Raw genomic sequence first — 293 nt, 5'->3', positions numbered from 1 at the left:
CTTCATAACATACGAAATTTTATCAATTGTTTTCATATGTTCTTGGGCAATCCCATCCTTAACTGGAGCTTTCATAGATCACATGATTTGCACACATTCTTCAAATAAGTTTTGGATAAAATCGCGTCCACCTTCACTTTCGCGAATCGGTCCTATCGGTGCACGCATTAATGTCGTCACACCCGACATTACATTAATAAATAAATAGTTATGCCACATATCTTGCATAATATTTTCACTTAAAACAAAACTAGATTTCGTACCTGCAAATGCTTTAGAAATATGCTTTATTC

General features: G+C 34.5%; 1 pseudogene. It reads right to left on the bottom strand.

Annotated features, from left to right (window positions below):
• A pseudogene (locus tag ACSG5Z_RS31245) lies at window positions 1-293 on the bottom strand (ketopantoate reductase C-terminal domain-containing protein); the annotation flags it as partial.

It is taken from the genome of Bacillus pretiosus, assembly GCF_051294775.1.
Taxonomy (GTDB): domain Bacteria; phylum Bacillota; class Bacilli; order Bacillales; family Bacillaceae_G; genus Bacillus_A; species Bacillus_A wiedmannii.
This window is presented reverse-complemented; position numbering and strand designations above follow the sequence as displayed.